Raw genomic sequence first — 25,089 nt, forward strand, 5'->3', positions numbered from 1 at the left:
GTCTGCCAAATGATTACTTTACTCTAGAGAGGACTAGTAAGATCACTGGCTTTGAAGGGCAGCTCGATTTATATAATGCGCAAACGAAGGCTCGCATTTTCACTGAAAATGGAGCGATTGATCTAGAAGCCTTGGTGCATAGTGATGAGATACTTTTACAGACTTGGAATGGGAAAATGTGGTTTTCGAGAAGTTTTTGGCGCCTGGCGGTTTTGAAATTAGTGCCAGCCGCAAAGATGGGAAAACTGAATTTGTGACGATTCAAAGTCATGCGGGAGAACCATACGTGATTAAAATCGATTTCACTCCAGAGAGGGTCGAAGGCATTGAGCAGTCTGCAGTGAAGCGCCTAAAAGAGGGTGTTTACTCGGTTTCGATGAATGAGAGTGAATCCGTAACATTGTTCGCCAGAGGCGTGAAAGAAACGCGTATTGAAGCAGTTGATCCTGATAAGAGTAAATTGAACTCCTTTGGGTTAAACTAATCGCACTGACTTCCATTTTCAGATAAGAAAGCAGCTGGGAGATTTATCGATGCTGGCTGATAGTTCTTCCAACGAAATCTAATAAGATGAAAAAATTCCTACAACTGACACTACTTTTAGTGAGTTCAGTACTTGCTGAAACCTTGCCACCACTTGTTGATGGTCGAGCGCCACAGAATCACGAAGAGCTGTGGGCGGGTTTTGATCCTAGTGCTGAGCCCTTAGATGTAGAAGTCTTACACGAGTGGGAAGAGGGTGGAGTAATTTTGAAAGTCATTCGCTACCGAGTAGGTATTTTTAAAGGAAAGAAAGCGATGATGGCTGCGGTCTATGCGTATCCCAAAGGTGGCAAAAATCTGCCGGGGCTAGTGAACATTCATGGAGGTGGTCAATTCGCAGATTACCGAGGCCCACTCACCAACGCGAAACGTGGCTACGCGACTATTTCACTAGCTTGGGCGGGTCGGATCAGTGCGCCTGACTACACAGTGAGCAGTAAAGAGGTAAAGCTTTTCTTCGATGGGAAAACGAAAGACCCAGCCTACAATGTGACGACGGACTGGGGTGCGCTAGATGGCTATCATGCTCCTGAGCGTTTTCCCAAGAATAACTCGTTAAATATAGCGCCAAACGAGTGGACTCTGGATGTAGTGGAATCGCCACGGAATAATCCTTGGTTCCTTCGTGTTTTGAATGCACGCCGAGCATTGACCTTCTTGGAGCAACAAGAGGAAGTGGATGGCACGCGTCTCGGTGTCTATGGACACTCGATGGGGGGCAAGCAAACCGTTCTAACGGCTGGTGCGGATTCGCGTGTGAAAGCCGCCGTTCCCTCTTGTGGGGGAGTTAGTGACCGCACAAAGGGAGAAGGGGTATATCTGGATACCATCAATGATGATGTCTCGCTTAAACACATCTCCTGCCCGATACTTTTTCAGAGTCCGTCTAATGATTTTCATGGGCGGATTGATGATTTGCAAAAAGCGGTTACCGAGATTCAGACAAAGGACTGGAGAGTGACTTGTGCTCCACATCATAATCACCAAGACACAGCGGATTACGAGGTCGTGAGTCAGCTTTGGTTTGACCAATATTTAAAAGGAAGCTTCGAGTTCCCGCAGACACCTGAGATTGCTGTGAATTTAAAGGCGAAGGAAGGAGTGCCAGTCGCACAGTTGAAGGTCGATACTTCGAAGCCGATTTTGAGTGTTGATTTTTACTACACGCGCCAAGGGCAGATGGATGGACTACAAGATGACCGGAGCAATACGGTGAACCGATTCTGGCATCATGCTGAAGGTGTTGCTCAGGGCCAGATCTGGAAAGCGGAGCTGCCGCTTAATGGGCTTGATAAACCACTTTGGGTTTATGCGAATGTCCGCTACGCATTAGAGCAACCCGTGAGTTATGCTGGGTATTATTACAGAGTCGGCTCTAGTGAATCGTTCGTACTTTCTTCATTGCTGTATAGTGCTACGCCGGCGGAGTTAGAAGCCGCTGGAGTACGTTCTACTGAGGAACGATCATTGATGATTGAGGATTTTGCAAGTGGCTGGCAGAATGAATGGTTTACGTATCGGCCTAGTGAATGGGCACGCTCGACGCACAAAATCTATGATCCACGTTGGAAAGCGCCTAAAGGAGCAAAGCTGAACCTTCAGGTTTCGGCTGCGGAGGCGAATAAATTCGTCGTATTGTTAGACGATTACGGAACGGAGGTTGAGCTGGAAGGTGGCTCCGCATGGGAGGCATTGAGCTTTTCTCCAAGCGATTTTAAAAATGTTGAGGGCGAGTCTCTGGAGACTTTTGATGGGGTGAAGGAGTTAAAGTTGAGCCCACAAGAGAGTCTGAGAGGAGGTCGGGGATCGAGCGCCAGCCGCAAATTGGGGGCAACTTGGAAAGGGCCCAGTCCGGTATTCAACGATTTGCATTGGTCGTTGCCAGAGGGGACAGAAGAGCAGAGCGTGGGTAAAGATCTAGGAAAGAAAGAGACGCTGCAACAAGGGCTTCCCGACACGTTTTGGACCTACAAAGAAGTCGAAGGTAAGGCGCTGAAGCTCTCAGTCTTCTTACCAGAAGGTTACGAGAGCTCCGAGGAAAAGTATCCATGTTTTGTAGTGTTTCACGGAGGGAGCTGGAAAACGGGAGAAGCGAGTTGGCATTATCCAGACTGTAGCTATTGGAGTCAGCGCGGGATGATTGCTGTTTCTGTGGATTATCGGCTCAGCGCGCGCGATGGAGTTGAGGTGCCGCTGGAATGTGTGAAGGATGCCAAGTCAGCAATCCGCTATTTGAGAAAGAACGCAGACGAATTGAAGGTCGATCCGAATAAGCTAGTTGCAGCTGGGGGATCCGCTGGCGGTCAGCTCGCAGTGGCATTGGCCACCTTGAAGAGCCCTGATACAAATGATGAGAGTTATGATCTCGCAATTTCTTGTGTGCCAGACGCGGTGATCGCGTATAACCCATATTATAAGTGCGAGGCGTCACTCTCACCTCCAAACTTTGTAACGGAAGGTCTACCACCACTGATTACTTTTGTTGGAGATAAGGATCCAGCTGTCACAGTAGAGAGTCTGGTTGCGTTCCAAGATGATTATCGAGACAAGGGAAATAGCTCAGAACTTTATGTCGGAATTGGTGGCAAACATGGATTGTGCAATGGACGGAATCCTAAGAATCGCTTTTTCTATTGGTCACTCGAATTAGCCGACCAGTTTCTCGTGAGTGAGGGAGTAATTCAAGGTAAGTCACTTGTGAAAATTCAAGATGACGTTAAGGTGCTAGAGGAAAGTGACTATAAAAGGTATTAATCCATCGCGGGATCTTTGAGTGAAACTTTGATTGTATAGCTAGCATTTGAATTTTCATGCGGCCAGCAGAAGGTGAGTTGTTAGCAATCCTAGTTCTAGATTCGGCAAGTGTAAGAAGTATTTCAGATTAAAATACAGCTGGTTCTCTCCATGCTTGGTGATGGCGAGGGGGGGCTGATAGATTGATGGACTTTGGAATGAAGTTCTATTTACTATATAGGGACTAAGAAATTTTAGGCCTAGGGGAGTGAGGTGGCGGATACTCTCACAACAAGTGTAGCCCAGTGGGTGATGTTGTGGATTTGTGTTATTAGCTTTATTTTAGTGTTTTATGTGGTTTTTGAGTGTGTTTGTGACCACCCCCTTATTACTGGGGGTAGGCGATATTTCTGTACGTGATCTAATGATGTTAGATTGAGTATTAATATTTTTCATGCCGATCATTAAATAATACCGACTATCGAAACTATGTTTTTTACATCATTGGTAAAGTTCATAGGCGCTTGTGTCCCCCAGAGGCCTCTTATCGTGGCACCCTTACAAGGGTGTCATCCCCAATTAATTAAGAGCCGTGTTCGTCGCTCAACGAAGCTTACAGATATTGATTCTGTGTCCCTGGATCTGGAGCTGACGATTAACAAGATAATCGTTAGGCCGTTTGTTTTACCAAGTCTGCTGATATTAGATGGCGAGTTTTGCCAGCCTCAATCATTAACCCACTATAAGTAATTATAGATTAAAAAAATATGAAAAAAGATAGATTAAAAACCACAATAGGAGCGAGCTGTAGTTGGCTCCGAATGACAGCAGTTAGTATATTGCTCACCCAGTTTTCAGCTCAAGCGGATGTAATTGTCCCAACCGCTGAAGCTGACCTCACTATTCGCAAAATCAAAGCGAGTCACTTCTTGACTCAGGCTACAATGGGACCACGAGTGGATGAGATTGATGCGCTTGCTAATCGAATAGGACAGATTGGCGAGATTGCTGCATTTAATGAATGGCTCGACGATCAATTTAGTAAACCCAACATTTCTAAATTCGAGCAAGCCAAGGAAATGTTGGTTGCCGATGGCATTGTTAATTCTGATGGAACTGCGGATACAGATGCGCGGGGTAGTGAGTACCCGCAGCTCGTCCTAGGGGTAAATAATTACTACCAATATTCTTGGTGGCATCAGGCTATTCATGGAGACGATCAACTACGCCAACGCATGGCCTGGGCTCTTTCACAAATTTTCATAGCTAATACCAACAACACGAGAACTAAGTGGAACAGGAATGTTCGTTATTATGATATGTTGCAATCGCATGCTTTTGGGAATTACCGCAACTTGATAGAAGATGTTACCTATAACCCCGTAATGGGCGAGTTTCTTAGTCATCTAAAGAATGATAAAGGCGACGAATCTCTCGGCATTTTCCCTGACGAAAATTTTGCCCGAGAAATCATGCAGCTTTTCTCAATTGGTGTCTATCAGACAAACCCTGCTGGGCGCCCAATTACCCTTAATGGAGAGTATGTAGAGAACTACAGTAATGAGGATATCAAAGGGCTAGCGAAGGTGTTCACAGGCTTAAGTCATGATCCTAGAAACCCTGTCACTATGGATTTCTACAGTGCATTACCCTCGACCTACAGCGACCCCATGATCATGCATGAGGACCATCACCACACAGGTGAAAAGAGTTTCTTAGGACACACTCTTCCAGCTGGACAAGCTGGAGATCAAGACATCTCGGATGCGCTAGATATTCTATTCAATTTTGAAACAACTCCTCAGTTCATCGCCCATCGCTTGATTCAACGTTTTACCTGTTCGACTCCACACACCCATTACGTTTTTGCTGTCGCGAAGAAATTTCAAGACAATGGATATGGTGTGCGAGGGGATTTTAAAGAAGTCATTCGAGAGGTTCTTATGAATACAGCTGTTAGAGATAACTTAGTTATTGGTCAAACAGCTCTATCAGGTGGCAACACACTGATTACGGTTGACCTAAATAGATCGCAGGCAAAATACGGAGTGTTACAAGGTCGTCTTCGTGAGCCCGTATTACAGATGGCTCACTTTATCCGTTTCTTCGAGCCTGATAGCGATGAAAATGAAACGGGGAGTTTCGCCGGATATCTCAAACCAGATCGATTGAGTATTCGCGGTACCGAACAAGGTATAGCTGAGCAGATTTCTGTGTTTGGTTATTACAGTGCGGACTTCTTACCCACGTCTGGACCGGCAGCAAATCGAACTCGAAGTGGTAATACCTTTGCCTTACCTGAGTTCGAGTCGTTGCCCGATTTTTTGATACCATTAACCGAAGGTGTCAAAACGATGGCTCTTAATGGTCATGTGATTCAAAATGCGACAACAAGCAGCACGGATGCTCCGCTCGTCAATTTACGCAATTATAGTGACATTGATGAAGTTCAGGACTCGTTTGAATGGTTGGTCAGCCAGCTCAATATTTACATGTTTCATGGAACTATGGACGAACAATTACAAGCTGACCTCATTGCTGCTCTAGATGGGCTAACAGACGGTAATCAGGAAACTCGTTTTGCAAATGCACTATCAGTCCTCATGAATTCTGCAGATTTCGCCGTGTCGAACTAGAGGTCTAACTACAATCAACCTATTTAAATTATAAAAATAATTATGAAAAATTCAGATCAATTTTCTACTCCGATCAACCGCCGTCATTTCCTGTCAACGTGCGGCAAAATGTCAGCGCTGCCAGTTCTCTCGTCCCTATTGTCCATGCGTATGCTCAATGCAGCTGTAGCGAACAATACTGCGATAGGTGACGACTATAAGGCCCTAGTTTGCGTATTCCTTTATGGGGGGAATGATTCTTTTAATATGATGGTGCCATGGACCCATGCATATCACTTGAACTACCTAGAGGCACGGCAGCATCTAGCTTTACCGAAAGAGTTGTTAGCTCCTATACGCTCTAATAGCTCTGAGAATATGGCACATTTTGGGTTACACAATGCACTGACAGATGTGGCAGCTGCTTATCGTGCGGGGGACATAGCCTTGATGTCCAATGTAGGAACTTTGAGACAGCCCACCACTCTGACAGATGTTGCGAACGGAAATGCTTTACCTAAAGGTCTTTACTCGCACCGGGAACAACAGCTTTCTTGGCAGACATCAGTTCCTGAAAATGAGTCCGCGAAGGGGTGGGTTGGGCGTATGTCTGAGTTAATTAATGACACCGACTCCTCGAGTACGGACGTTTCTCTCAACTTTAGTCTCAATAGTGCAAGTAGGCTGCAGACTGGCCAGCTCACGAATCCATTCCAAATTAATGATAAGGGGGCAAATATTTTGGATGTCTACGGAAATCGTTTGGACATGAAGGCTGCTTACGATGCGACTCTAGACTACCAATATGAAAGTGTCATTAAGCAACACTATGCCCATAAGTCTAAGGAGATTATTGATAAGAACGAGTTTTACAATGAGTCTATAGCAAAAGTTGGTGACCCTTTTGCGGCAGATGCTTTCCCTAACACAAGTCTTGGGAAACAGCTGAAGCGTGTCGCATTAACCATTTATGCAAAAAATGAATTAGGGGCCAAAAGGCAGTCCTTTTTTGTATCTCAGGGAGGATTTGACCACCACTCGGAGCTTTTGTTGAACCAGGACGCGCTGTTACCTCAGCTCAATGATGCTTTGATTGCCTTCAACAATGCGATGAAATCCATAGGTCTACATGATGCAGTGACCACTTACACCGCTTCTGACTTTGGTCGTACGATTAGTGGTAATTCGTCAGGTACTGACCATGCTTGGGGAGGCAACCAGATTGTGATGGGAGGGGCGGTCAATGGAAATAAGGTCTATGGTGAGTATCCTTCTGATTTGCGTCCAGGATTTATGGATGTTGATACAGGCAGAGGGCGTTTTATCCCGACGACTTCGGTGGATGAGCTCCATGCCGAGCTCGCCTGCTGGTATGGTGTGGGGCTGAACGATCTCCCGACCGTTTTACCGAATATCAACAACTTCAACTACTCCCCGATGGGTTTGATGAAACTCTAATTGTCAGAGTTCATAGATTCTTTGCTCAGACCTGCCATCGCGAAGGTGATGGTGGGTCTTTAGGCCGTATGGAGAGATTGATTTACCACACGACCCGATTGTATTTGATGCGAAATTGGTGGCCTGATTGTGTTGATAAAAGCCTTGAGGGGCATTTCAACTATAGCAGCGTTGGCAATGGAGTCATTGATGTAGAGTTTAAGCTAGAGCTCCAACAGATGGAGGGAATGTCACACCACATAAACACCTCAATTGTTAGGGTTCTATCCACTTAGCCTGACTGTTATTATTTTATGAAAAAATCACGGATTCTCATTCTTGCCAGCTTCTTTGCCATTTCTCTCTGGACTGTTTGGCTGTTGCGTACTGATCCCTCATCGACTCATTTTAGACCTGAGTTACTAAGTCCAGCTGGAGGCCCCACTAACGAAAATCGTTCACAAACCGGTGGAAAAACAACCAATGGGGCGCGATTTCCCACTCATTATGATGAAGCTCAAACTTCGAAAACCACTTTTGATGATAAACTAAGTTTGCCGCCGTATCGTATCCGCCGATTCGACCAATCAAAGCAAGAGCTACGTAATGACCCTAGTAAATGGTTCGAAGAGGCTGAGTTACTCGCTAATTCGGCTTACCCAGAAGACGTTCATATTGAACAACTTCATTCTTTACTCGAGCAATATAAAGATATTGTGAAAGGTGGGAGCTACCCAACTGGATTGAATATAGAAATCACCAATGCCTTACTTGGGAAAAACCCCAAAAAAATAGCACTAATTTCCCAGAATCATCCTCGCATCAATGCTAGTGGTGAGCTCATAGACAGCTGGGGGACACCGTACCAATTTCACAATGACTCTTTGACGAAAATTTCGATTCGTTCTGCAGGGCCAGACCAAGAGCTGTATACAGAGGATGATCTCTATTAGGCATGCAGCAGCGGTCTCTTAGATCGGTAATGCGGCTACCGATGATTGGAATGATACCGCTAATTGGAATCAAGTAGACACGATGCTGACGCCTATTAAGACTTGGCCTTATAGCAAAGATTGAAAGACCGCTGATCTGTGTGTGTGATGCGGTCTTTTTTCGATGAATCGAGCGTCAGATTGCTTCTTCGTGGTGCTGGTCTCCCCAGAAAACTGGGGGATGCGCTTTTTGGTGTTTATGTAGATAGTATAGATTAGCAAACATTCTCACTGTGTATGTCTGTCAGCCCTAACTTTAAACCTTGGAAATATATGATGACTGTTCGAAACGTTTATCTCTTAACCGCCTCAGTTGCATTGATGTCAGTTAGTCACTCCGCAACAATGCATTGGCAGGGTGAAGGGTCTTCGGATGATTGGCATGATCTGGACAATTGGAATACGAAATATGTTCCAGGTAACAATGGTGAAGAGGATAATGTGATCTTTGAGGGGGTGGAGGATAGTTGTACTCCGATAAGTTCTTTTAATTTTATCAAAGCATCGAATTTTAATCTCAGAGATGAAGCTACATTGACGCTTGAAGCTGGAGTGAGCATTTCCAATTTTGAGAATGTACGATTGGCGCCAAATGGAGCTCCAAAGAGTGGTGGACATATTGTACAAACAGGGGGAAATCTTTTTGGGAACCATTTTTATGTAGCTTCTAGCCGCAAAGCTGCATCACGCTCTTCACATACGCTATCTGGTGGAACTGTCTCATTGACTGGAAAGTACGAAGTGAAAGAGCTGGGGGATGTGGTGCTGACGGGGGCTAGCGCGTCGTTGAAAGCCAGCTTGATAAATTTTATAGGAGCGTCTACTCTAACATTTAACTTTGATACATCAGGTATCGGTTCGCTAACGTCTGAAGGTATCTTTAAAGTGAGCGAGGACACAGTTTTAGAGATCAATGCTGGTAGTTACGACCGAAGTGCTGGCGGCTCCTTTACCCTAGTAAATGCCAATAGATATACGGGATTTGCTACGAGTAATATCATTGTGAACGGCTTTGGTGCTGAGGGTGAAGGATATACATTGACTCAAGATCATGAAGGAAACGGTGATCTAATATTTGAGGTGATTGCAGATCCAGAGGCATCAGTTTCCTCGTCCGGAGGTTCATCAGCATCAGCGCTTATTGGTTTTGGCTCCACGAGTGTTGTCATCAGCCGTCCACACTAATGAAGAAGAATGAAATGCTATGCGAAGTGTCGAAGGTCGGGAGGTCAAATGTTCTGAGATAGCATAGCGCGGTCGCGAGGGCTTGGGCGGATGCCTGCACACTAGAAAGATATAAAAATTAAGATGAGGCTAAGTAGGTTTATTGGATATGGTATCGTAGCTCTTGTGGTTGTTGCGACGGGTGTTGTCTCAGCTCAGCAAGAGGCTCGGCATGCGCGCGTAGAGAGTTTTCAGGGCACGTGGGGAGTGCGCATTCTTGCTCCAACAGCATATGATAAAAGTAAAACGCCAGATGCCTCTGTGAATGCAGAAAACTTTGATATCGATTACTTTATGTCACAAATCGATCAACTCAGTTCAGTCGACCATGTGATGATTAACATTGGCAGAGGGCACCAGGCGAGCTGGTATTCCTCTCCCTGTCCAGAATTGTCCGCCATCATGGGCGAGGACTTATTTGCTGAGCGCGATCTTTGTGGTGAACTGGCAGCAGCACTCCACGCTAGAGGCATCAAAGTATTGGTTTACTTCAGTGTGACTGGAATGGATAGAGCTTATCTTACGAAAGAGCAGATGAATACGTGGAAGTCGTATCTAACAACGAAGGGGTTAACCCATAGAGAAGGCGTTGCTCAGATCATGGAGTACTATTCGCTGAAGTTTGGGAATAAAGTAGACGGCTGGTGGGTCGACCGTGTGAATAAATCTTTTTCTCATGATGATCATTTACTCTTCGCGTCCGCACTGCGCGCTGGTAACCCGAATGCGATTATTGCGATGCATAAACGCGTTGGAGCTCCGGTCCATCAAGGTACGATCGAGTGTGATTACACAGCAGGGCATCCATGGACGATGAAAGAACAGGTTCCATGGGATGACGGCAAAAAAAACGAAAATGAGGATCTGATTAGAAGTATTGAAGCTGGACCTTGGGTAGATTTGAAAGGGAGGCCTGATGATCGTGAAGGCACTGCGCTGGGAACTATTTTTATACCGTTACAAGAGAATTGGCGAGATGGCGCAGCAGGTTTTCCAACCGAACAAGCCATTGATTGGACAACACGCGTGATGGATGCTGGAGGCATGTACATATGGGCAGTGGCTCGGGAAGGCAGTGGCTTTGCCCAGCCTCAGTTCAAGCAGCTCTTAGAAATCAATGCAGCGATTGAGAAACGGGACGAGGACAAGTATTAAGAATTTTCTAGAAGGCAAAGTGCCGAAGGTTAGAGATAGTATCGCGTGGTCGCGATGTTAGTTGAAGGTGAGCCTACTAATTTTGCCGGATGAGGCTCGTTTGGCCGCAACGCCTTCAGCGTAGTCTACTTGATCCGGTTCTTATGCCCAAGGCGTCGCTTACGGCTTTACCATTGGGCAGGGAGAGGGAACCTCGTTGAGGGTCATGAACGGATGAATGTAATTTATTTCCTGCGTCTGGCAATAAGAGCTAGTGCACTAAGACTTAAAAGAACTGTAGAGGATGGCTCAGGTACAGCAGCTGTTGAAATAGTTGCCGTGAAGCTTAAGTCTGAAGTCGTGTCGAAGCGAGGTCCTGAAGTGTTATTGTCACCGTCTTCATCGACAGTAAGAATCGCGGTGTAATTCGCCCCTAGAATGTCGAAGGTGTTGGTGTCATCTAGTGTGTCAGCCACGGCACTTCCCACATTAGTACCTAAATCATGGGTAATACTTCTAGCTGAGGAGTCCCAAGTGTATGAAACGCTACCGTTTGCTGGTCCCGATCTAACGAGCTGTATATTTGGAATGCCGAAGTCAATGCTAGGCCGTGTGGACAAATTGATTAATCGTTGATTTATCAATGAAATCCGGCATTCTGCCGCTGGAAAATGAATAAATTTGCGACAGCGATGCCGGACGTGCTCAAAGAGCACCTAAAAAAATTAACTTAAATCTCAGCAGAGAAAATCTAACAGTTCAGGAAAAGGCAGAAAACCTGCTAATTTTGACCGAACTCTGAACGGAATCTGGTGGATACTGGTAACAGGAGCCCAGTGGAATCAGCTTCCTGAGCGCTACGGAAAGTGGAATAGTGTCTATCGATTTCATCTGCGTTGGTCTAAAAAAGGAGTCTTCAAGGAGTTACTAGAGGCCACAGCTAAACTCAAAAACGAGGATCAATTCAAAATCATTGATGGGTCTCACATTAAAGTTCACCAAGATGCTTGCTATCAATGTGACACCTCTAAAGATCAATGCTTTGGGAAAACAAAGGGTGGTCGAAACAGTAAGCTACATGCGATGACAAATAGTAATGGAAATTTGCTAGATCTAATCCTTCGTCCAGGCAATGAAGCTGAAATAAAAACAGCTGAAGAGCTATTAGGTGAACTTGCCGACTGTATTGTACTTGCTGACAAAGGTTACGATTCAGACGCCTTGAGAGAGCATATTGAAAAGCTCGGAGGCGTGGCACTCATACCAGGGCGAAAAAATCGAAAGAAGAAGCCTTTTTATATCAAAGAAGTCGGTAAAAGGCGTCATGTAGTAGAGAACTACTTTGCTAGAATTAAGCGCTATAGAAGAATAGGCACTCGCTACGATAGATTGAGCGAGACTTTCGTATCCTTCATATGTCTTGCATCCATAATGGATTGGATTAGATAGTCAATTTGTCCACACGGCCTAGATACAGTTTGTCCTACTGGCACAGAGGTGATGACTGCTGAAACTGTAAGAGTTAAAACCTCACCTTCGTTGAAAGATGTTTCAGCGGCGGCACCTTGATCGAAATCGGAAGTGATACCCATTCTAGTATCTTCATTAAAAACGGGAGTGATAGTAGTGCTCCCGGGAGCTGTAGCAGTAAAAGTGAAAGAGATATTTGCGTTAACACCAATATCGGAGATAGCAACGACGAAAGTGTCAGTAGCAACGCCATTGAGGTCATCGTAATTTGACGCAGGCATGACGAATGTTGCGGCGTGTGCCTGATTTACACAGATACCTATGACGGAAAGGAGGAGGGGTTTATTCATATTAGCCAAGATATATACAATAGGTGGATGGTGTGTGGCAAGGAGATTTACCCTAAAAAGGTACCTAAGCAAAAGCGTAGTTGCTTATCATTGAGTCAACGAGTACGTGATATTTCGTTTTTATTTTGGTGGTGGAAATATGCCGCTTTTGTAGGCTTTAGCGACAGCGGCTGGGGCGTTGGGTACATCGAGTTTGTCGTATATGTTGCGGATATACTCGGTGACAGTGTAGATGCTGATTTCTAATTCTGAGGCAATTTGCTTTTGTACTAAACCGTCTGCGATGAGGGTGAGGATTTCGAGTTCACGAGTGGAGAGCTCACTATTAGCAACCGTTTTTCCTGATGCTTCATGTAAGCTGTCTAAGATGAATTGTGAGACGCTGGGGTCGAGTGTGACACCTCCACCGTGGACACACTTGATGTCATCCATTAGCTGACTGATCGATGTGGATTTAAGCAAGTAGCCAGATGCTCCTAATTTGGTGGCGTGTAGAATGTCTTTTTCTTTATCTGACTGAGTGAGGATGATGATCTTGGTTTCAGGCCTTTCTTTTTTGAAGGGGCCGATCGATTCGATACCAGACATTCCAGGGAGGTTAAGGTCGAGCAAGAGGATGTCTGGTGAGTCTTGGTTTTCTTGTAAGCTTCGGAGTGCGAATTCTGCGGCGCTGAACTCTCCGACGAGTTCCATGTCCGGCGTTTGCTCAAGTGCACATGCTAGACCTTTACGATACGCTGGGTTGTCCTCCACCAGCATGACTTTAATGTGTTTATCCATGGAAATGTATAAGGGCTTAGTGCCTTGGTTAGGTTTGTAATTTTAGAGTGACTTTAGTTCCACCTTCTTCGGGTGTTTCGATAGAGATTTTACCTTTAAGTAGCCTTGCTCGCCGCTTTAATGCGACAGGGGTGGAGGTTAATCCTTTTCCGTTGTCGTAGACACTTAAGCAGATGGATCCTGGCGCAGCTGTCAGATGGGTTACGGCGCGTGTGGCATTGGCGTGGCGGATGATGTTCGTGATACATTCTTTATAGAAGAGAAAAATGCCGATACGTCTTCGCGGTGGTAGTTTCTGGAGAAGTTCTTCATTCTCGATTGTCATATCATGCTCCAAGTCGGCTTTTAGGTGATCGACCGTTTTTCTCATGTCCTTGGCCAGATCCGAGTAGGTTCCATCGGCTTCGAGCATGTTGGCGCAGTAGCGGGCAGTTTTTCCTGTATGTTCAGTGAGTGTTCGGATTTCGTCGACGTACTGGACGAGGCGGTCCCATTTTCCATCTTTATTGGCCGTCTCTATAGTCTTGACTTCTTGCTTTGCGAGGTCGCCAAATAGACCGATGGCGTGGAGGTTAGCCCCCAGTTCATCGTGTAAATTTGCCGCAATACGTTCACGGGTACGAAAGACTGCGCGTTGGCGAATGACGTGAGTAATGAGAATAATAATGATGGTGCCGGCAGCAAGGATTGCGGCGACGATTTTCATTTTTTTGAGATTTTCTTTCTGCCGCGTGTAATGAGCCTGCAAAGCGTCTGCTACGAGAGGCCGCTCGACTTCAAGCTCATGGCGCCGGGCGAGCTGTTGGAGCCAATTGCGGATGGGGAGAATCTCTCCAAAGAAATTCTGACCGTCGGTAAGCGTCTCGATTCTTCTCGATCTCCTCATAGTAGCTAGGCTGGGATTGTCTAAATTCACTGTCTTCTTTAAAGCGACGTTTCGGCCTTTTGAGAAAACCTCAACTTCGGCAAAGCCGAGTTGGCTTTCAATGTCGGGGTTGACTGAGGCAACTTGAACGTAACGGCAACGTGATTCAGGCACGTTCCACATCATGATAGGGCCAGTGTCTTGAATCGTGTCCTTTTTAAAATCGATTAGGGTGACTGCGTCAGACTGGTCAGGTCGATTGAATCCGGTGACCAAAAGGTGGTCGGTCAGACCGTAATCTCCCGGCTGGGCCTGTGGGATGGTGTCGCTTTGATCGACGGCGTGCAAATGGATGTGGGAGAGAGGAGTCGGCTTTCCTAAATCTATGATGAAGGAGGGGAGTGAGCGAGTGAAAGTCTTACTTATAAAACCAACGCTTTGCTGGCCAGTTGCTGCATCCATGAGGTAAGGGGTGTGACCATCTACCAGATAGCGCTTGTTCCAGCCTGTACCCATAAATGTAATAGTGGATGAGATTTTGACTGGGCGGCGCAAAGCGACATTTTTTTCTCCACTGAAGACCATAAGTTCCGAGAGCTGAAAAATGTATTTAGAGTCGAAGGCCCTTTGAGAAAGTTCAGTAGCTTCGAGCTTGATCCATGAGGCCTTAACATCTTTGAACTCGAAAATCAAAGGAGCGATGCTCGGAGGGGGGGCCTTGCTAGCTCGATAATCGACAATAACCGAACCTTTATCGTCCGAGTCTGTGCCCGCGATGATTTTGAATGCTACAGGGAAAGCGTCAGCTTGGTAGCCCTCGCTAGCGTCTCGTCTGATAGTGGGGGTCAGAACAATCGTGTCGATTTGCGTTTCCTTTTCGAGTGAGATCTGAAGCCATTCAGTGGTGTGCGGGCTGTCGTGTGGGTTGGAACGGTAACCGATCGAGCCAATCCCACTGCGGAGGCTGTATTGAGCGAGTTGCTCGAGTTCAGCGTCGATATCGATGATGCGCTGCTCGAGCTCTGGTAGACTGAGTTCTTGCGTGGGCTTAGCGTGCAGTAATTGCGTGAACAGCAGTCCAACAAGGAAAAAGGGTAAAGAGGCAAACTGTCGCATAGTGGAGGGTATACCATGAAATGGTATCATGTCGAATACGCTACGCTGAATAAGATTTATTTTCGTCCCCCTAATAACTGGGGGTACACGTATTTTTTAATTTGTCGATACTGAGGGTGATTCTATTTCAACTGGTTTAGGATCAATGTTTATGTGAGAAACGATGATGGAAAATTATCAACTCAAATAGAACACACGAACATGAAAAAATACTCACTACTGCTGTAACCGTTTCGGCTTCCGGTCTTACCGATGGCCTGAGGACTATTACAGTCTTTTATGTGAAGAGAGGTCAACTGGTAAGTTGAAGTCCCTTTCTATTTGGTTTGTGATGAAGTGTGTTGAACAACGGAATCTGGCTTTTATACGCACTCTTATTGAAGCTCTACTTGGCTTACGGTGCAGGATTGGTTCCGTTTCGTTGTTTAAAGTTTCAGAACGCTGCTCTCTCATTTACACATTCATGCATGTTGACGATATGCCCGCAGTCGTTCTGGAAAATCGATTTGTGTTGTTCATTGAAACTTGTTTTCGATAGCTGTTAGGCTGTTTTTGCTTTTAATGCCACAAGTGGCTGATAATCGATCTGCTTTTGCCAGAGTGTAAGCATAACCACACTCAACTTGCGTGCTACAGCGACGATCGCTTTGCGTTTTGCGATTCGTCCACCACGCTCTGCGATTCGCATACCATGCCTCTTAAGGTCGCTATCAGGGCTGCTTTTGCGCATGATATACTGTGCACATTGAACCAGTAGTGTTCGCATCTGCCTGTTGCCCGCTTTACTTATGGAGAGCTGCTTATCGACATCTCCAGATTGGTCTCTTCGTGGAACGAGTCCTAAATAGGCAGCTACATCTCGTGAGTTTTTAAAACGAGATGCATCATCTATAGCCAGAACGAAGCTAACCGCTGATAGAGCTCCGACGCCAGGTATTTGCATCAAACGCTTTGCTTCAGGGTGCATTTCAAGCATTTCCTCTTTGAGGTAGCGATCGGATTCTTTGATTTGCTCAGTCATCGTTTCAATCACTACGAGTAGCGGTTCTACTAACTCAAGTTTAGTTGGATATGTGGCGAGTGCTTTTCTTGCATAGCCTGCAAAACTTGCTGAACTAGGGGACATCAGCCGTACCCCAAGGCTTTTAAGGCTAAACCTAACAGAGTTGATGAGATCAACACGTCGTTTTACCAAGGTGTCACGCATCGCGATACGTTGGCGGTTTTCGAGATTATCAACCGACCCGTGCTCTATAGGGTACAGCAAGCTTGTATCAACGCGCGCGATCTTGGCGAGCATTTGGGCATCTCGTTTATCACTTTTGCGTTCGTTGCAATAAATGGCGCGTAGTTTACGCGCATTGGCGACAATGACTCTATGACCTCGGTCTTTGAGATAGTTGCTAATCCATGGGCTGTGAGTTCCGACTTCCATAGCGATGAGTGCATTGGGGTAATTCGTGCAGAGTGTATCGAGTCCTGCGTAGCTATTAGGAATAGTTTTTTCGACAAGGGTATCTCCATTCTTGTCTAGTACACAGATTTGATGTTTTTTATCACTGAGGTCGACGCCGACTACTGTTGCTTGCTTTGTGTTATTTTCCATAATGCATGAGCTTACCAGCAACCATGGCGCGGCCTCACCTCTCTTCTCATCCTATCTCATTTGATTATACCGTTGGTGCTGGATCTACGCTTTATTTCTATCTTATTGGTTTTACAGAGAACGGGGCAATGAACAGTTGGCCAATACGGAGCCGCAGCATGGTTCCATTCAAAACCAAAGTGAGACTGATTTCGGAGATATAAGTCTTCTTACTGGTGGCGATCCGGGGAATGGCACCGGTGACTCGGTGACGTTTGCTGCGGGTACTTCAGTTCTTATAGCGCAACCTTTGACCTCACAGGCTACTCATGGAGTGCTGATCACAGGCAGCATTACTGGCGTAAACGACTTTGATCTTGTGCTGGCGGCTTTTAGTACAAACATGAATAATTCCGATGGCAGTGGGGCCATCACTATCGACAACCTAAACATCCAAGCAGTTCCAGAACCAAGTTCTGCTGCTCTCCTCGGATTAGGCATGGTTGCATTGACATTGCGTCGTCGCGCTTAATCAGAGAAATATCTAGTGAAATTTCATTGTGTTGCCTGATCGTCATTCTTTGCTGGTCGGGATTTTATGTTTAAGAACAAGGGGCATTAATTGTGGAATTGATATAGTCATTCAATTGAAAGCGGAGCGTATTCGTGCTCGTATTGGCAAGTAGCTTTTTTATCCTGTACAGATCCATTACTATGAAAATTTTATCATCACTCATCGCATCGCTGCTATTGACACCCTTACCTGGAGTTGCTGCTGAATCGGCCAAACCTAATGTACTGATTCTCTATGCCGATGACATGGGCTATGGAGATTTAGCTGTGCAGAATTCGAAGTCTAAAATCCCGACCCCGCATCTAGATAAGTTGGCAGGCGAGGGGATGCGTTTTACCGATGGTCATTCTTCGTCTGGCATTTGTACGCCGAGCCGCTACGCTTTATTGACCGGGCGTTACCACTGGCGTGACTTTCACACGATCGTAAAAGCGTTGGGCGAGAGCGTGTTTACGCCTGAGCAGCTTACATTACCTGAGATGTTGCAAGCGAGTGGTTACCATACATCTGCAATTGGGAAGTGGCACTTAGGTTGGGATTGGGAGGCATTGCGTAAACCAGATGCAGGCCCCAAAAAGGTGCAGGCTAAATCTGGAAACTTAGAGGTTCATTTCTCTGAATACGACTGGAATAAATTGATTCCAGATGGTCCGACCGCGCACGGATTTGACGAGTATTTTGGTGATAATGTGATTAACTTCCCGCCTTACGTATGGATTAAGGATGATAAGGTGACTGAGGCTCCGGACACTCAGATGTCGACGGAAGTTTGGAAACCATTGAATGAAGGGGCGTGGGAATGTCGTAGTGGTCCTATGATTACAAGCTGGGATCCGTACGATGTTTTGCCTGAAATGACACGCAAGGCGGTCAGTTTTATTGAATCTCGTAAAGAGGCGAAGGAACCGTTTTTTCTTTATTTTGCATTTCCATCACCGCACGCTCCGATCGTTCCCGCTGAAGAGTTTGAAGGAAGTTCTGAAGCAGGTCCTTACGGTGACTTTGTGGTGCAGACGGATTGGAGCTGTGGCCAGCTGCTTGACGCCTTAGATCGTGCAGGTATAGCTGATAACACGATCGTCATTTTTACTGCGGATAATGGTGCTGAACACTACGCGTATCCTCGTGCGCTAAAGTATGATCATTGGTCGTCTGAGCCATTTCGAGGAGCTAAACGTGATCTTTATGAAGGAGGTCATCACGTGCCATTTATTGTTAAATGGCCAAGTGTGATTGAGGCTGGTAGCGTTTCCAATGCATTGATATCACAAATCGATTTAATGGCTACGCTCGGTGCGGTGGCTGGAAGTTCCATACCGCCAGGCGAAGCTGCGGATTCCTACAATATGCTGCCAGTCTGGAAGGGTGAGAAAGAAAGTGCGCGTCCAGCACTGGTACACAATACCAATCCAAAATCCTACGCGATCCGCCAAGGTGACTGGGTGCTTATTAATGCTAAATCTGGTGATGAGAATAAGAAAGGACGCTCAACAGCATTTGAGGAAAAGCGCGGTTATGAGGCGGGTGATAAACTACCCGTTGAACTCTATAACCTCAGAGAGGATCCTGCGCAGTATAAGAATCTGGCTAAAGAACATCCTGAAAAAGTGCAAGCGATGCAGACATTGTTAAAGGAAATCCAGAAGCAATCAGCAAGCCTCACCAAGTAATTTATTGGAGAGCACTTTACACTAGGTCAGCTGTTTTCGTGCATAGGGCTGATTGTTTGTCATAGGTTGTTGTTTACGTGTTCCCCTCGTTGGATCTCATGGATTTGTCGAGGGTTTTTCTATAGTGAAGTGGGATGTTAAATTCTGAAGGGGGCGAGTGCTTTGTTTGTAATCGTTTCAATTCCCCCCCTAATAACTGGGGGTTTTCGTATGCTCCTTAATGTTTGATAATTACCATGTTATTCCCCCACTTGTTTGAGTGGTTAAGTGCAGTTTTTTTATTGCGCGTAAAGGAATACAGAAACTCAAACAGAATATAAAAAATATGAAGATGATAAGTAAAAGTCTATTTGGTGCTGCCGCTTTGATGTCAATGGCTGGAGTGTCCCAAGCAGCTATAGTCAATGCAGGTATTAATTGGGAAGCTGCAGATATAGGGCAAAGTGGTGAAACTAATCAGTTTATGGTGACAGTAGCAGCTGATGGTAATGATTGGCTATACACATGGACAAAAACTGGTGACCTAGATGGTCTAGGTAATGCGGCTGATACGCTTAGCTTTAATCTCCGTAGCTCGGCTTATACTGGCTCCTCATTTGATGGCACTGATCTGAGCCTTGGAACCGCGTTTGATTACTCAGTAGGAGGCACAGTCACAACTCCTGCAGATCAACATTTTGGGCCTGACTATGATCTGGATACTAACCAGTCTTTTCAGCTGAGCATTGAAAATATTGTTTATACCTCAGGAGATGGCGGACCTGAGACAGCTGTGTTTAATGGCTTCTCCGCCATTAGTGTATACGCAAACCCTGCAGGAGCCCAAACTTTTTACGTCGGCACTACTGGGGCAGAGGTCCTTACTCCATCTGGAGTCGATTTAGGGTTTTCTCCTGTTGATGTGCTGACCGTTACTTCGACAGTCAATGCTAAACGCTTACGTGATCTTGATTTCAGTTTCGAGGTAGCTGCTGTTCCTGAACCAAGCTCTGTGGCCTTACTCGGAATCGGGTTTGGTGCTTTGGCTCTGCGTCGACGCCGCGCTTAAAAGATTTATTAATTCACACCGAATTGTATTGTTAGGAGCTTTCATCGAGTCTTTTGGATTTGGTGGAAGCTTTTTCCATTCGGTTAGTGTGCCTGTATCTTTACTTTTGGAATGTGGGGTAGTTGTTATGAGAGTCTAGCGGGGATATTAATGAGTTATCATCGGGTTATGAGGTAGATGATGTTGAAGGTGAATTACTGGGTTACCTACGCTCAGATCTCGCGGTTGATCATATCTTCGCTGAATTTGTGGTCAATAATGACCAGATGGAGACGCGACAAATATTCGTCCATATATGACTGAGCAGACATTTGACTCGCCGCACTCAGTACTGTGTTGGTTGGTCAAAAGGGAGCCCTCATTACCGAACTTGGTAAGAGTCGGCGAGGCTGAAAAATTAGCTATAGTCAGGGGGCGTAGTTAGATCCAGCCTTTACGGAGGGCTGTGGCGACTGCGGCAGCAACATTTTTGACCTGAAGTTTGTTATAGATACGCCTCATCCGTTTATCAACCCCGTGGGGGGATAGCTCGAGGCGATCGGCGATTTCTTTTTTAACGAGCCCGTCACTGAGCATTTGGAGGACTTCAAGTTCTCTTGAGGTAAGCTTTTGGTGATCAGAATCTTTGGGGGTATTTGTTTGGATGCGTCGGATAAGGTTGAGAGTGATATGAGCGAGCTTTGGGTCGATGGTGGCGCCACCACTTTGGACATTTTTAATACTTTCGAGGATTTCGTTGCGGGTAGCGGTTTTTAGGAGGTAGCCAGAGGCTCCGTGAGTGATAGCTTGGAGGATGTGGGCTTCGCGATCGGATTGGGTGAGGATAATAATCCGGCTCTTCGGTGAGAGTTCGAGAAGGCGCTGGATTGCATCGAGTCCATGGATACCAGGCATTTCGAGATCGAGTAGGATGATTTCTGGCTGGATTTGCTTTTTATCAAAAATGAGAAAGGCTTCATCGCTGGAGGCCGCTTCGGCGATGCATGTGAATTCTGAGTTTTTATTTAAGGAAGAGGCAATGGCTTGACGGTAGACAGAGTTGTCTTCGATCACCATGACTTTAAGGGAGCTATTACTCATAGTTTTTTTCGTAGGGTGATAAGGGTGCCATTATTGGGAGGCGTTGAAAAGTCGAGAGAGGCTTTTAGTTTATGGGCTCGCATGGTGAGGTGGGCAGGTTCGAAAGGGAGTGTAGAGTTAAGACCACAGCCGTTGTCATGAATAGTGAGTGTGAGTTGCCTCGGGGTGAGGTGAAATTTGATATGAACCTCTGAGGCGTGGGCATGTTTGACAATGTTGTTCAGTGCTTCTTTGAAGAAGAGGAGGAGGTGCCATTTATCTTTGGGTTCGAGGGTGCTGACGTATTTGTTGCCTTTTACCTCGAAGTGATATTGATGTGCGGAGAGTAGGATTTCCGCAGTATAGCGCATTTCTTGGAGTAGTTCGCCAGTGACGTTTCGTGATTCAAGGAAGCGTACGAGTGAGCGAGCGTCACTTGCGCTGGCACGTGAAATTTCAGCGATGTTTATGAGTTGAGCTAAATGGTGTTTGGGCATGTCTGGTTCCTGGGTAAGCTCGTCTGAGAGCAGAGCTATGCCGCTGAAGTTGCCGCCGATTTCATCGTGGAGGTCAGCGGCGAGGTTTTCGCGGAGTTGGTAGATCTGCCGCTGACGAATAAAGCGTTGCCAGAAATAAGCAACGAGCGCGATGAGGAGGGTGATGCCTACTGCCCATTGGAGGGCTTGGATCATTTGAGATTGCTTGAGAAATTGTGTTTTTTGGGCAGCATGTAGTGCACTGAGCTCTGATTCTAATCGGTTACGTTCGGCGAGCTCTGAGAGCCAGGTACGCATAGGCATGATGGTGCCAGTGTCTGAGACACCATCGGCGAGCATCGCAGCGGGAAATCTTTTGATTTCGGTTGCGTGGGAGAGTGAGACTTTGGCTCCTTTTGAAATTGCCATGCCCTGTGCGATGACTTCGAATTCCGCTAATGAGAGGAGAAAGCCTCTTTTACGAGGGTGATGCTGGAGCTCGAGTGCGGTGAGGCGGACGAAGCGACCAGTTGCGCCTTTGGCTGCAAAGCTCGCCATGCGATCACCTGGAGACGGGTAAATACGGTTTTTGGTATCGTAAATCAGAGTGGGATTACGGAAGGATGGGTCGGACGCGACTTCGAGTTTAAATTTTTTAGGAAAACCTAGGGCGGAGCGATGAAAGACGACGAAGTTTTGATCCATATGGACTGGGTACAAGCGGATTTCGTCGAGTGAGATTTTACGCCCAAGATCGAGAGTAATCGTGGCAGTTCTCTGGCTTTCAGAAGGGACGAAGATTCTGCAGTAGTTTGTAACCTTTTTTGTTCGTATACTAGGTTCAGAATACGGCATGTAACCGTCGGTCAGATATTGTCTGCCCCAGATAGGATAGTGGCGTGTCGATTGGGGGCTGTGGACGGGTCTTCCGAGAGCTAGGTTTTGTTGTTTATTGAAGATAAGTAACTCACTTAGAGCAAAAAAGTAATGGGGTGCTTCGGTGGATTTAATTAAATCGAGAGGGATGAAACGCACACGCTGAGCAGAAGTGTTTGGGCAATCGATGAGGATAGGTGACTGGTTTGGGAAGGGGGTGAGGGGAGTGATCGTAGAGTCGTAGAGCAGTGTGCCGGTATTGTCTTTGGAGTCTGCGTAGCATCGGATTTGAAAGTTTTTAGGAAATCCGAAATTGGAGGAAGTTTGGTGCTCGTCTATCATCACTGCGGGTACGATGACAATGGTGTCAAACTGTTGCGGCTTTTGCAGATTGACTTCGACCCATAGTTTGTGAGGTAGATCGTGTTTATGAAAGGGGCGGATGCCTAGGGTGCCTCCCGATTCTCGGATGAGACGGAGAGGGAGTTGATCGAGCTTGTCCTGCGTGCTTTCGATCTTTCTTTTGAGTTCTTCTATAGATAAATGAGAAAAGGAATCGGCAGTGGTTTCTTGAGCAGAGAGCGTATTGAGGCAAAAGAAGAGCACTGCAAGTAGTGCTCTTCTTAAAATTATTCTACCTTGCCGAATCATTCAAACTACAGAAGCATGAATTGCCTGCTTTAGGCAACTTAAACAAGCGTCTGCGTTTGAATCTAGATTAAATCCGAGAAGGGAGTCTATATGCTGAGGGTAAACTCCGTAGTGATTGAGAGAGGGCTATTCTTAGTTGCCTGAGAGGAACTCGACATCGGTGAAATACGCGCCACCCGCTTTCCCTTTTTTATCGTAAAGATAGGTCACGAGTTTGGTTGGGCCGGCTGGGAGGTCGATCTCGAACTCCACGCCTGTACTTCCAGCTTTGACTGGGCTTTCTGCCACTTGATCGGCGATTTCTAGTTTGGCGCGCACGGCAACCACAGGTTTCTCGGCCTCTTTTGGCCACTGGCGCAAGGTGATGCGGTAGCGACCTGCACGTTGGACATCAACCATCCAGGGTCCGGTTACCTTCGGAAGTTTTTTGATGGAGCCAAAATTCCATGGTGGATTGCCTTTGTCCATATACCAGTCTTGGGAAGATAAGATAGTTGGGTTGTTCGCCGGATTTCCTAGATCGATGCGTACGGGTGTCATTCTTGGTGAGACGCGTTTCCAGAACGGTTGGTAATCCTGTCTCAACTGCTCGACCACTCCTGGGTGATTGGCGGCGACATCGTTCTGTTGGGCTGGATCTGCTTCGATGTCGTAGAGGAATTCTCCATCGGAATTCACCAAACGCCATTGCTCGGTGAGCACGACAGAGAAGTTTAATGGAGCTGGAGGCATAGCCTTACCGTGGGCTCCGCCGTGGTATTGGATGACATGGGACTTTCTCGGCCAATCCTTGTTCTCACCTTGGAGTAAAGGTTTGAAAGAAATGCCGTCGACATCGTATTCGCTAGGAACCGAGATGCCGCACATGTCGGCCAAGCTCGGCAGCACATCGATATGCGCAGTGATAGTATCCATATCACGGCCGCCAGTGAGGCCACCTTTCGGCCAGTAAATAAAGAAGGGCACCCGCTGGCCACCATCGTAGACCGATGATTTTTTACCGCGCATTCCCGCGTTGTATCCTTTCAGAGGTAAGGAATTTAAACCTTTGAACTTCGCTCCAGCTGAAGTCCCATTATCGGTCATGAAGATGAGAATGGTGTTTTCAGCTAAGCCGAGTTTCTCCAATTGCTGGCGGAGAATGCCCATATTGTGATCGATATTTGCGATCATTCCATAGAAGTTTGGATTCACTACATCGTCATTGCCTTTGTAAGGGGCGGCCCACTCATCTGGCACAAAGTACGGTCCGTGCGGAGCGTTTAGCGCGAGGTAGAGGAAAAAGGGTTTCTCTTTATTTTGTTCAATGAAGCGAATGCTTTCGCGGAACCAGACGTCCGTGCAATAGCCCTCAAACTTCTCGTAGGTGCCATTTTTATTGTCTGCCGACGCGCGCTCGTAGGTGTCGTCGAAATAGTCATTCCCCCAATAATCTGGAGCTTGTCCTACGCCGCCTGCTTTATGCCAGAGTACTTTTTGGAAACCACGGTCCTGTGGACGGTGCGGCGCGTTGTCGCCGAGGTGCCATTTGCCTACCATTCCTGTGGTGTAGCCCGCATCGGAGAAGAGGTTGGCGATGGTTTTTTCATCGGTATGCATCAAGGTGCGTCCAGCGCTGGTGCGGTAGGCGCCTGCGAATGCTGGATAGTTGCCCGTCATCAATGCCGCACGTGTCGGCGTGCAGAACGAACTCACATGGAAGTCGGTAAAACGTACCGATTCGTCATGCAGTTTATCGAGTTCGGGTGTCTTGAGGATGGGATTGCCGTGGCAGCCGAGATCGCCATAGCCTTGGTCATCGGTCATCACGAGGATGACGTTGGGTCTTTCTGTTTCCGCATGCGCAATGCTGATAAATAAGCCTGCGAGGAGTGTGGGTAAGTATTTCATA

Annotated in this window: 17 protein-coding genes and 1 pseudogene; 11 read left to right on the forward strand and 7 right to left on the reverse strand. The window is 46.5% G+C overall.

What is annotated here, in order from left to right; all coding sequences use genetic code 11:
- The first annotated feature begins 163 nt into the window (after positions 1-163).
- From ACFPK9_RS14435 to ACFPK9_RS14465, 7 genes are all read left to right on the forward strand, one after another.
- Positions 164-484, forward strand: coding sequence for a hypothetical protein (locus tag ACFPK9_RS14435; RefSeq protein WP_377095811.1), 321 nt, complete (start codon positions 164-166; stop codon positions 482-484).
- Positions 485-570: 86 nt separating this feature from the next.
- Positions 571-3,297: an alpha/beta hydrolase fold domain-containing protein gene (locus ACFPK9_RS14440; RefSeq protein WP_377095813.1), complete on the forward strand. Its 2,727-nt coding sequence runs from the start codon at positions 571-573 to the stop codon at positions 3,295-3,297.
- A gap of 746 nt (positions 3,298-4,043) precedes the next feature.
- Entirely contained in the window at positions 4,044-5,912 is a 1,869-nt protein-coding gene (locus tag ACFPK9_RS14445; RefSeq protein WP_377095815.1) for a DUF1800 family protein, read from the forward strand.
- Positions 5,913-5,954: 42 nt separating this feature from the next.
- Positions 5,955-7,349, forward strand: a complete 1,395-nt coding sequence (locus ACFPK9_RS14450) for a DUF1501 domain-containing protein (RefSeq protein WP_377095818.1) — start codon at positions 5,955-5,957, stop codon at positions 7,347-7,349.
- Between the two features lie 293 nt (positions 7,350-7,642).
- The gene (locus ACFPK9_RS14455; protein WP_377095821.1) at positions 7,643-8,281 is read left to right on the forward strand and encodes a hypothetical protein; all 639 of its coding nucleotides are present in this window, start codon (positions 7,643-7,645) and stop codon (positions 8,279-8,281) included.
- Between the two features lie 276 nt (positions 8,282-8,557).
- A complete protein-coding gene (locus ACFPK9_RS14460; protein ID WP_377095824.1) occupies positions 8,558-9,505 on the forward strand; it encodes a hypothetical protein in 948 nt (315 codons plus the stop codon).
- 123 nt (positions 9,506-9,628) lie between these two features.
- A complete protein-coding gene (locus ACFPK9_RS14465) occupies positions 9,629-10,699 on the forward strand; it encodes a hypothetical protein (RefSeq protein ID WP_377095827.1) in 1,071 nt (356 codons plus the stop codon).
- 224 nt (positions 10,700-10,923) lie between these two features.
- Here the strand turns inward: ACFPK9_RS14465 and ACFPK9_RS14470 are convergent, their stop codons facing one another.
- On the reverse strand, positions 10,924-11,298 hold the full coding sequence (locus ACFPK9_RS14470; protein WP_377095830.1) for a PEP-CTERM sorting domain-containing protein: 375 nt from the start codon (positions 11,296-11,298) through the stop codon (positions 10,924-10,926).
- Positions 11,299-11,446: 148 nt separating this feature from the next.
- Here ACFPK9_RS14470 and ACFPK9_RS14475 point away from each other — a divergent pair.
- Positions 11,447-12,127 (forward strand): annotated as a pseudogene (locus ACFPK9_RS14475) (IS5 family transposase); the annotation flags it as partial.
- A 491-nt stretch (positions 12,128-12,618) separates the two neighbouring features.
- Here ACFPK9_RS14475 and ACFPK9_RS14480 read toward each other — a convergent pair.
- From ACFPK9_RS14480 to ACFPK9_RS14490, 3 genes are all read right to left on the reverse strand, one after another.
- Complete coding sequence (locus ACFPK9_RS14480) at positions 12,619-13,278, reverse strand: response regulator (protein WP_377095833.1); 660 nt, start codon at positions 13,276-13,278, stop codon at positions 12,619-12,621.
- A gap of 28 nt (positions 13,279-13,306) precedes the next feature.
- Entirely contained in the window at positions 13,307-15,259 is a 1,953-nt protein-coding gene (locus ACFPK9_RS14485) for an ATP-binding protein (protein ID WP_377095836.1), read from the reverse strand.
- Positions 15,260-15,800: 541 nt separating this feature from the next.
- A complete protein-coding gene (locus ACFPK9_RS14490) occupies positions 15,801-16,865 on the reverse strand; it encodes an IS110 family RNA-guided transposase (protein WP_377092807.1) in 1,065 nt (354 codons plus the stop codon).
- Between the two features lie 136 nt (positions 16,866-17,001).
- Here ACFPK9_RS14490 and ACFPK9_RS14495 point away from each other — a divergent pair, with 136 nt between their 5' ends.
- The 3 genes from ACFPK9_RS14495 (at position 17,002) to ACFPK9_RS14505 (ending at position 20,136) form a co-directional block, all read left to right on the forward strand.
- Positions 17,002-17,376: a PEP-CTERM sorting domain-containing protein gene (locus tag ACFPK9_RS14495; protein WP_377095839.1), complete on the forward strand. Its 375-nt coding sequence runs from the start codon at positions 17,002-17,004 to the stop codon at positions 17,374-17,376.
- A 182-nt stretch (positions 17,377-17,558) separates the two neighbouring features.
- A complete protein-coding gene (locus tag ACFPK9_RS14500; RefSeq protein ID WP_377095841.1) occupies positions 17,559-19,088 on the forward strand; it encodes a sulfatase family protein in 1,530 nt (509 codons plus the stop codon).
- Between the two features lie 325 nt (positions 19,089-19,413).
- A complete protein-coding gene (locus ACFPK9_RS14505) occupies positions 19,414-20,136 on the forward strand; it encodes a PEP-CTERM sorting domain-containing protein (protein ID WP_377095844.1) in 723 nt (240 codons plus the stop codon).
- 420 nt (positions 20,137-20,556) lie between these two features.
- Here ACFPK9_RS14505 and ACFPK9_RS14510 read toward each other — a convergent pair whose 3' ends face one another.
- The 3 genes from ACFPK9_RS14510 to ACFPK9_RS14520 form a co-directional block, all read right to left on the reverse strand.
- Complete coding sequence (locus ACFPK9_RS14510; RefSeq protein ID WP_377095847.1) at positions 20,557-21,216, reverse strand: response regulator; 660 nt, start codon at positions 21,214-21,216, stop codon at positions 20,557-20,559.
- Positions 21,213-23,153 (reverse strand): histidine kinase, encoded by a 1,941-nt coding sequence (locus ACFPK9_RS14515; RefSeq protein ID WP_377095850.1) that lies wholly within the window; start codon positions 23,151-23,153, stop codon positions 21,213-21,215. Before ACFPK9_RS14515 ends, ACFPK9_RS14510 begins: the two co-directional genes overlap by 4 nt.
- A 177-nt stretch (positions 23,154-23,330) precedes the next feature.
- On the reverse strand, positions 23,331-25,088 hold the full coding sequence (locus ACFPK9_RS14520) for an arylsulfatase (protein ID WP_377095853.1): 1,758 nt from the start codon (positions 25,086-25,088) through the stop codon (positions 23,331-23,333).
- Between the last annotated feature and the right edge of the window lies 1 nt (position 25,089).

Source organism: Rubritalea spongiae (assembly GCF_042652385.1).
GTDB lineage: Bacteria > Verrucomicrobiota > Verrucomicrobiia > Verrucomicrobiales > Akkermansiaceae > Rubritalea > Rubritalea spongiae.